This window comes from uncultured Campylobacter sp., from assembly GCF_938045405.1.
Taxonomy (GTDB): domain Bacteria; phylum Campylobacterota; class Campylobacteria; order Campylobacterales; family Campylobacteraceae; genus Campylobacter_B.
In genome coordinates this window covers 1-8575 of record NZ_CALIMW010000216.1, presented here as the reverse complement: position 1 = coordinate 8575, position 8575 = coordinate 1, and the positions used below count along the sequence as shown (strand labels likewise).

Genomic DNA, 8575 nt, shown 5'->3' with positions numbered 1-8575 from the left:
AAGGCGGGACGCGCGCGCGCTGTGTGGCTAGCGGTAAATTTATGCACGGCGATCGTAAGCTCCACGATCATCGGGCTTTTCGACGCCACTATCGAAAAACTGGTCGCGCTCGCCGTGCTTATGCCGATAGTCGCCTCCATGGGCGGCAACACCGGCACGCAGGCGCTTACCGTAACCGTGCGCCGCCTAGCCCTGGGCGAGATAGCGTTTAAAGACAAAAAGCAGGTTCTCTTTCGCGAGATCACGATCGCTTTTATAAATGGTCTCATTTTTGCTACGCTAATGGGGTTTGTGGCGTATTTTTGGTTCGGCATTAAGCTTTTGGGGCTGGTGATTGCGATGTCGATGGTGCTAAATTTAACGCTTGCCGGGCTTTTCGGCGCCGTCATTCCGATCACGCTTAAAAAATTAAATATCGACCCCGCCGTCGGCAGCTCCGTGCTGCTCACCACAGTTACGGACATCGTGGGATTTTTCAGCTTTTTAGGACTTGCGACGTGGATACTTCTATAAAAAATTTTAAAATTTCCGAGCTTAAAAGCTCCAATTTTGTTAAACCCTTTCGCTTAAATTTTGAAATGGACGGCGTAGCGCGCGCGTGGGACTGCGTCAAGGTGCACGATAGCGTCTCGATTTTGCTTTATCATACGCAGCGCGACGCGCTTTTGCTCGTCAAGCAGTTTCGCCCCAGCGTGTGGTTTTATCAAGAGGAAGGCTTAATCAACTCGCCTGAGAAGGGCTACACCTATGAGCTTTGCGCAGGCATTTTGGACAAGGGTATCAGCGAGGAGCAAACGGCGATCGAAGAGGTGCTCGAAGAGACTGGCTATGCCGTGAAGGATCTGAAATTTATCACGAGCTACTACAGCGCCCTGGGCTTTGCGGCGAACCGTCAAATTTTATACTTCGCACGTATCGACGAATCTATGAAGCTAGGAGCCGGCGGCGGCGTGGACGGCGAGAATATCGAGCTTTTCTACCTGCCTGCAGCCAAGGCGCGAGAGTTTATGTTCGACGAAAAGATCGTGCGCGCGCCGGGGCTGATCCTGGCATTTCAGTGGTTTTTGAGCGAGTTTAAAGTTTAGCGGCGAGATGGAATTTCGCGTGCCGCTGCGCGTTTTTGCGCCCCTGTTTTAAATTTAAAGGACGGCGATGAGGGTTTTACTTAGATTGTGCGTTATCGCGGCGTGCCTTTATGCGGCGATCGCGGTAGCACTTTATATCTTTCAGGAGCGGCTGATATTTTTGGGCGAGCCGCTAGATAAAAACTTCAAATTTAGCTTTGAAAATTCCGAATTTACTGGACTTGTGAATGCGCCAGAGAACGGCGAGCATTTAGAGGCATCGATGTCCGCTACGCAAAATGGCGCGGCGACAAACGGCGCTGCAGACGAAGGCGCTTCGGCGATTGGCGGCGTAAAGGAAAACGGCGCCGTAGCGGGCGAGATCAAAAACAAAAACGCTCAAACTAGCGCCGAGCATATTGGCGAAAACGCCGCAGTAAACGGCGATGCGGGCAATAACGCAAAAGCCGCTGTGATAAAATTTCAAGAGATCAATATTCCGTTTGAGGGCAGATCGATAAACGGGCTAAAATTTAGCGCGGCAGAGCCTAAAGGCGCGATTTTGTTCTTTCACGGCAACTTCGGCGACGTAAGCGGCTGGGGCGCATACGGCGCGGATTTTGCGGCTTTGGGATATGATTTTTATATTTTCGATTACCCGGGCTACGGCAAATCGGACGGCAAAATTTCATCGCAGCAGCAGCTTTTTGCGAGTGCGGATGCGATGAGCCGCTACGTTTTAGCGCAGCATCCGCCAAGAAAGCTCGCGATGATCGGCTACTCGATCGGAAGCGGCATCGCGGCACAGCAGGCTGCGAAGTGGGATGCGGCGCGGCTGATCTTGCTCGCGCCATATTTTAGCTTCGAGCGGCTCGCGCACGAAAAAATCCCCTTCGTGCCGAAATTTTTGATCCGCTACAAGATTCCGACCGCGGAATTTTTGCACGCGGCACGCGGCACTCAGATCACGCTCATCCACGGAGCTGCCGACGAGCTGATACCGGTGCAGCACTGCCGCGATCTTGCGGGGTTTCTTAAAGCGGGCGATCTATTTTATGAAATAGCCGCCGCGCCGCACAACGGACTGCTGGCAATGCCTGGGATTTGGAAAATTTTAAAAGAGAGGCTACGCTAATCTAGCGGGGTTCGGCGTAAAATTCTACGCAGAATCGACCGCTAAATTTTAAAATTTTACGTAGAATTCCGCGCGGACTCGGTCTCCGCAAAATCGCATGAAATTTTATAGCGGCGAAACACGGCGCCAAAACAAGGGCGTAATTTCAAATCAAAATTTGCGCACCGTTAGCGTAAGCATAGAGCCGACTTTGTAGCGTTAAATTCCTTCTAGCGCGAAGGTGCTGCAAATTTCAAACTAAATTTGCGCCGTACCGCGACGCCGTATGTTTTAACCGCGATAAAATTTTATGAAATTTTATCTCCGCAGCCGTTTATAAATTTCAAGTCTAAATTTTATATTTACGCCCCGACGACGCCGTATTTTAGCCGCTTAAAATTCTGCCATATGAAATTCTATCTCGTAGAATTTTAATTCGCCGCGCTCAAATTTTACCCGCCGCTTTAAATTTATACCGCAGCGCCTAAATTTCTCCCGCTCGTCGCGCTTTACCCAAATTTATATTTAGTTGTTGTAAAATGCGTTTTTAAAAGGATTTTAGCGGTTTGTGATATGAGTATTTTAGAGCTTACTGAGTGCGTAGGCATCGCTTCGGCGGCGCTTAGCGGGTTTTTATTCGGCGTAAAGAAGGGCTGCGATTGGCTTGGGATCTTTATCGCGGCGTTTTTGACCGCGCTTGGCGGCGGGATCATGCGCGATACCTTGGTAAGTCGCGAGATATACTCGTTCACGCACTACGCGCCCGTAACCATCGTGCTCGCGGTAAGCGCCGTAGCCATTTTTGCCAAACTTTACGAAAACCGCGATTTGGAGGGTAAATTTTTATTTATTCTAACCGATGCGATCGACGTCGTAAGCTTTTCGATCGTGGGAGCGATGGTTGCGCTAAGCTATAATCATAATGTTTTTGGCGTGGTGCTAATCGCATTTTGCAACGGCGTGGGCGGCGGCATTTTACGCGACGTACTGCTGAACGAAGTGCCGTGGTTTTTACATACGGGGCTTTATGGCACGATAAGCATGGGCGTGGGCTTGATATATTTCGTGCTTGATGGATTGGGGCTTAGCGGCGCCTTTTCGGTGATTATTTTGCTGGTTTTGGGGGTTGCGTTTCGCATGGTGGCTTATTACAAATCTTGGCATCTGCCTAAAGTGGAGTATAAAAAATGAACTATTTGATGGATAATTTTGCGCGCGTAAACGTAGCGCTGGTAAGAGGCGAGGGCTCGATAGTCTATGACGAAACGGGCAAGGACTACGTGGATTTTGGCGCGGGCATCGGCGTAAACTGCCTGGGGCACGCAAACGAGATCGTGCTTGAAGCGATCGGCACGCAAGCTGCGCAGATCATCCACGGCTCAAATATCTATAGAATTCTGCCTCAAGAAGCCCTGGCTCAAAAGATTAGCGAGCTTTTGGGGTATCGCAGCTACGCGGTGTTTTGCAACTCTGGCGCGGAGGCGAACGAAGCGGCGATCAAAATGGCGCGTAAATACGGCACCGTAAACTTCCCTAATAAAAAATTTGAAATTCTAACTCTGCGAAATTCTTTCCATGGCCGCACGCTAGCGACACTACAAGCTACCGGGCAGGAGAAATTTCATCCGGAAATTTTTGCGCCCTATATGCCCGGGTTTAAATTTTTCGACGATATCGAGGAGATCATCGCGCATATCGATGAAAACAGCGTCGCCGTGATGATCGAGCTCGTTCAGGGCGAGGGAGGTATCAAGCCTCTGGATAAGGCGAGCGTGCAAAGGCTGGCGGCGGTTTTGAAAGAGAAAAAGCTGCTTTTGATCACCGACGAGGTGCAGTGCGGCGTATATCGCACGGGCGAGTTTGCGACATCGCAAATTTACGACATCCGCCCCGACATCATCACCTTTGCCAAAGGGCTTGCGGGCGGCGTGCCGATCGGCGCGTGCGTGGCGCAGCAAAACATTTTCGCTCCAGGCGAGCACGGCAGCACTTTCGGCGGTAACTTTTTGGCGACCTCTACGGCGCTTGCGGTGCTTTCGCAGCTTCAGTTTTTAAAAGCGAGCGGCAAGCTTGATAAGACTATAAAAAGATTTATCAAAAAACTAGACGGGCTCGCCGCAGACTATCCTAGCCTGATCGAAAAGCGCGTGGGGCTCGGTCTGATGCAAGGCCTCGTGTTGCGCGATGAAAAAAATCTGAGCGAGATCTTTAACAAAGCCCTGCAAAACGGACTTTTGATCCTAAAATCTGGCAAGCGCACTCTTAGATTTTTGCCTGCGCTAAATATCAAAAAACCGGAGATCAAAGAGGGCTTTGCGCGCCTACGCAAGAGCCTGGACGAGATAGTGCGGGCGTGAAATTTAGCGATTTTTTCGAGGGCTGGCTAAACGAGAGCTACTACGCAAATGCTGCTAAAATCGGCAAGAGCGGCGATTTTTACACTGCCGTAAGCGTAGGAAGTTTTTTTGGGATCTGCATCGCGCGCGAAATTTTGCGCCTAAGCGCGGATTTTTGCGCGATGCAAGAGTTAAGCTTAGACGCGGCGCCGAGCGCAGATAGGTCGCGGCAAAACCTTGCGGCGAGCGAGCTAACTTTAGACGCTACGCCTGCAAAAAAGTCGCACGATAGCGCTAAAATCGCTATCGTAGAGATCGGCTCGCACGACGGGCGGCTGCTTTGCGACATAGCGCAAGCTATCTTTACGCTGGGCGGTGCGGCGGCGCTTGATAAATTTAGCTTTGCAATCATCGAGCCGCACGAGCGTCTGCGCGAGCTACAGCGGGCGAGCTTTGCGGAGAGCTTCGGCGGCGAAATCGCGCTAAAGCATTTCACAAGCGCGCATGAGGCGAAATTTAAAGATGCGATCTTTGTGGCAAACGAGCTTTTTGACGCCTTTAAATGCGAGGCGGTAGACGGCGAAAATATGCTTTTTATCGAAAGCGGCGCGGCAAAATTTGCCCCCATAAAAGAATGTGAAATTTTGACCCTCGAGCGCAGATTTGGTATCTCGCGCGGCGAAATCCCGGTCGGATACTTTCGCTTTGCGCGCGAAATTTGCGCTAGTGCGCAGCGGTTTTATTTCATCGCCTTTGATTACGGGCAGATGGGCGCTAGCGGCGATTTTAGCCTGCGGATTTACCGAAACCACGAGGTTTTCAGCTTCTTTGAGGTGCAAAACTTGAGTGATTTTTACGGCAAGAGCGATCTTACTTACGACGTAAATTTTGAAATTTTGCGTGCTGCGTTTGAGGACGCGGGTGCCGTGACGGCGGATTTTAAAAGACAGATCGCGGCTCTGATAGACTTCGGCGCGGTCCAGCTTTTAGAGCTTTTTACGCAAAAAAGCGGCGAAAAGGGCTATCATAACGCGCTTTTGCAGTTCAATCACCTGCGCGCGGAGTTTGGCGAGAAGTTTAAGATGATAAAATTTAAAAAGGGGCTTTGATGAAAGCTTTTATCGATTGCGACTGCGAAATTTTGCAAAAGACGCTGGAGCTGTTTTTAAAAGGTCATGCTGCAAGTGCGCAGGATTGCGACTTTGTGATAAGCGATGAGCCGCAAAGCTCGGTAAAACCGCTATTTTTGATCGGCGAAGGCGGAGATTTGGCGCTACCGTTTTCCAAGCAGATGTTGTTATCGAAGTTAGAGGATTTTCAAGGCGAGCTAAAGCGGGATCTTAGCGAATACGGCGCGGCGAGTGCGGAAGATGAAATTTGCGCGCTATTTGATGAGTTCAAGGCAAAAATCATCGAAATTTTAAGAAGGCAAAATGGCTAAATTGTCTAAGCTCGGCGGCACGCTCTTTACGCAAATTTCAAGCGGCATTTATAAGGGCAAAAAGCTCGCTCTGCCCGCGCTTTCGAGCACGCGCAGCACGAAAAGCATCGTAAAGGGCTCGTTTTTCGATACTTGGCGGGCGGAGTTGCGCGGCGCGGCGTTTATCGAGTGCTTCGGCGGCAGCGGTGCGATGGCGCTTGAGGCGCTAAGCAACGGCGCAAAAAACGTTTATGCGATCGAAAAGGACGCCGCCGCGCATAAAATAATGCGGAAAAATTTTGAGCTTTTCGGGCTCGGCGCAAATGCAATTTTGGGCGATTGCTTCGAGCGACTACCCGAAATTTTACACGATCTGCAGGCGAATATGAATGGACGCTCGGGCGCGAATTCGTTAAATTTAAGTGGCAAAAATTTCAAAAACCATGCCGCCACCTACCACAAAAATTTAGACGGCGAAAAAGACGGCTGCCGCAAAAGCTTTAGTGGCGTAGAGCAGGGCGAGAACGGATACTGCGCCGCGCAAGGCATCGAAGCGGAAGGTGGCACGCAAAGCGGCGTGAAAGATTTGGCTAAATGCGGCACAGGAAGCAGTGTGCCTGACAGCGCGCAAAATGGCGCGCAAAGCGGCGCAAATGGTGATTACGCAGGCGTGGAGGGCTTTGGCGGTTGTGTCCAGATTGGCGATTATGCGGGCGCTTCTAGTATAAAATACTGCGTGAATTCGCTAGCTGCGGATGCTGCGAGCTTTAGCGAAAAGTTTAACGCTAGCTCCGCTTCGCAATACGACGCTAGCGACGCCGAGACCGCTAATTGCAACGTAAATTTAAGCTCAAAATGCAGCGAAAGTTCTGATTTTGACGCAAATCGCGGTGCGGGCTTAGGCGCGAGCTGCGAAGAGAAAGAAAGCTTAAATTCTAACAAAAATTTCGATGCGGGCTGTGAAGAGAATTTACGCTTAAGCATAAATTTCATTTATAATTTAAGGAAAAATTCTAATATAAATTTGAGCGAAAATTTTGACGCAAACTGCGGAGAAAATTTACATTCAAGCGCAAATTGCGTCTATGATTCAAGAAAAAATTCTACTGAGAATTCTGACGGCAAATTTAGCCCCAAGTGCGAAGAAAATTCACGCCCAAACATAAATTTAACCTGCGGTTCAAGAAAAAATTTCGCCGTTAGCTCCCGCGAAAATTTAGCCTACGGTTTAGGTGAAAGTGCTGCCGTAAATTTTAGCGAAAGCCACATCGCAAATTCCAAAGAAAATTCCGTATCCGATCCCGCGCGCAGAGTGTTTGTATATCTGGATCCGCCGTTTGCGATCAGGCAGGGCTTTGGCGAGATTTACGAGCGAGTGCTGGCGCTGATAGCGCGCCTGGACTCCGTGCAGTGCGAGCTGCTAATCGCGATCGAGCATATGAGCGAGCTTGGGCTGCCGCCTAAAATCGGCGATTTCGCGCTGCTTAAATCGCGAAAATTCGGCGCTACGACGATGAGTTACTACGCAAAATGAAAAGCTTAAAGCAAATTTTAGATTACTACGCCGATTTGAAAAATTGCGACGCGGATCTTTTCGGCGCGCCCGATCCGCTGCAGGTCGCAAAGGGCCATCGAAACGACGTCGTAGCGCTCATCTGCGCGCTGTTTGCTTACGGGAGCGCGGCTCAAATTTTAAAATTTCTTCGCTCGCTTGATTTTTCTCTTTTAGACGGGAGCGAAGAGCGCATGAGAGCGGAACTTGCGGGCAAAAAGTATAGATTTCAAAGCTCGCGCGACGTCGCTGAAATTTTTATAACTTTAAAGCGGCTTAAAAATAGCCTTAGCATCGAGGAGAGCGTGCTTCGCGGCATGCAAAAAAGCGGACGGATCGAGGATGGGATAAATTTTTTAATCGGCGAAATTTACAGATTAAATCCTTATCGCAGCCAGGGATATGAGTTTTTTTTCGGACGTGGCTTTGTGCAAAGGCCCACGTCGCCGTATAAGCGCTACAATCTTTTCCTGCGCTGGGCGGTGCGCAACAGCGACATCGATCTGGGGCTGTACAAAAAGATCGAAAAATCGCGCCTCCTCATCCCGCTCGATACCCACACGCATAAAGTTTCGCTTAAGCTTGGGCTGATCGATCGCAAGAGTTACGATTTCGAGGCTGTTTTACAGCTTACGCAAAGCTTAAGACGCTTCGATCCGAGCGACCCAATCAAATACGACTTCGCGCTGTATCGCCTCGGACAGAGTGGCGAGATAGATAAAATTTTACCTGAGCTAAGCGCGAGCCCCGACAAAACTACGGAATAATTGGCGAAATTTTATCTGATACGAGCGGGGCGATGAAATTTTATGAAGCTTTGGAGCGGGTGTATGGCGGAATTTTGCGCTGTGCTGCCGCATAAGTAGGGCTGACTTTATGGATTTTGCCATGCGTCTTGAGTACAGCGCGCCAAAATTTTATAGAATTTCGGCAAAAGATCGCTTCATAGAATTCTGCAAATTTCACGGAGAGCTGCGCGAAATTTATAGGGCTGTCTTGTAGAATTTGGGTAAAATTCCACAGCCTTGTGCTACTTAAATTTTATGAAATTTTGCTTTTCGGGGCCTACTGCTTTGCCAACCAAGCCTG

General features: G+C 49.7%; 10 protein-coding genes and 1 pseudogene. All 11 read left to right on the top strand.

All coding sequences use genetic code 11. The features are described 5' to 3' along the window. The coding region (locus Q0140_RS09085) for a magnesium transporter (protein WP_297963913.1) at positions 1 to 513 on the top strand (513 nt) is incomplete at its 5' end. Further along, positions 498 to 1085, top strand: coding sequence for an NUDIX hydrolase (locus Q0140_RS09080; RefSeq protein ID WP_297963911.1), 588 nt, complete (start codon positions 498 to 500; stop codon positions 1083 to 1085). The genes Q0140_RS09085 and Q0140_RS09080, both read left to right, overlap by 16 nt. Before the next feature lie 67 nt (positions 1086 to 1152). Beyond that, entirely contained in the window at positions 1153 to 2199 is a 1047-nt protein-coding gene (locus Q0140_RS09075) for an alpha/beta fold hydrolase (protein WP_297963909.1), read from the top strand. Positions 2200 to 2751: 552 nt separating this feature from the next. Then, positions 2752 to 3369 carry a TRIC cation channel family protein gene (locus Q0140_RS09070; RefSeq protein WP_297963907.1) on the top strand — a complete coding sequence of 206 codons (618 nt, stop codon included), beginning with the start codon at positions 2752 to 2754 and terminating at the stop codon, positions 3367 to 3369. Further along, complete coding sequence (locus Q0140_RS09065; protein ID WP_297963905.1) at positions 3366 to 4535, top strand: acetylornithine transaminase; 1170 nt, start codon at positions 3366 to 3368, stop codon at positions 4533 to 4535. The genes Q0140_RS09070 and Q0140_RS09065 overlap by 4 nt, the downstream gene beginning before the upstream one ends. Then, a complete protein-coding gene (locus Q0140_RS09060) occupies positions 4532 to 5623 on the top strand; it encodes an SAM-dependent methyltransferase (RefSeq protein ID WP_297963902.1) in 1092 nt (363 codons plus the stop codon). The genes Q0140_RS09065 and Q0140_RS09060 overlap by 4 nt, the downstream gene beginning before the upstream one ends. Further along, positions 5623 to 5955 (top strand): hypothetical protein, encoded by a 333-nt coding sequence (locus tag Q0140_RS09055; protein ID WP_297963900.1) that lies wholly within the window; start codon positions 5623 to 5625, stop codon positions 5953 to 5955. Before Q0140_RS09060 ends, Q0140_RS09055 begins: the two co-directional genes overlap by 1 nt. Further along, a pseudogene (locus tag Q0140_RS12665) lies at positions 5948 to 6301 on the top strand (RsmD family RNA methyltransferase); the annotation flags it as partial. The gene Q0140_RS09055 and the pseudogene Q0140_RS12665, both read left to right, overlap by 8 nt. A gap of 18 nt (positions 6302 to 6319) precedes the next feature. After that, a complete protein-coding gene (locus Q0140_RS09050) occupies positions 6320 to 7468 on the top strand; it encodes an RsmD family RNA methyltransferase (RefSeq protein WP_314792680.1) in 1149 nt (382 codons plus the stop codon). Further along, entirely contained in the window at positions 7465 to 8253 is a 789-nt protein-coding gene (locus tag Q0140_RS09045; protein ID WP_297963896.1) for a TIGR02757 family protein, read from the top strand. The genes Q0140_RS09050 and Q0140_RS09045 overlap by 4 nt, the downstream gene beginning before the upstream one ends. 109 nt (positions 8254 to 8362) lie before the next feature. Then, a complete protein-coding gene (locus Q0140_RS09040; protein ID WP_297963894.1) occupies positions 8363 to 8488 on the top strand; it encodes a hypothetical protein in 126 nt (41 codons plus the stop codon). The last annotated feature ends 87 nt before the right edge of the window (positions 8489 to 8575 follow it).